Consider the following 237-nt stretch of genomic DNA (forward strand, 5'->3'; position numbering starts at 1 on the left):
GGCGTAGGCGGGGAGCGTCTCGGGCGTGATGCCGCCGCTGGCCTCCGAGAGCACGCCGTCGGGGAGCCGGGTGACGCCCTCGCGGACCGCCTCGGGCGGGAGGTTGTCGAACAGGACGATGTCGGCTCCGGCGGCCGCGGCGCGCTCGCCCATCTCGGGCGTCTCGCCTTCGACCTCGAGCTTCGTCGCGAACGACTTGCGCTCGGCGAAGCGGCGGACCGCCTCCTCCAAGCCGAG

At 74.7% G+C, this 237-nt stretch carries 1 protein-coding gene; it reads right to left on the reverse strand.

Annotated elements, in window-relative coordinates; genetic code table 11:
- Window positions 1-237 (reverse strand): nicotinate-nucleotide diphosphorylase (carboxylating) (locus HKX41_13395; GenBank protein NNC25129.1); only part of this gene is annotated, 237 nt, incomplete at both ends.

This window comes from Salifodinibacter halophilus (assembly GCA_012999515.1).
GTDB lineage: Bacteria > Pseudomonadota > Gammaproteobacteria > Nevskiales > Salinisphaeraceae > Salifodinibacter > Salifodinibacter halophilus.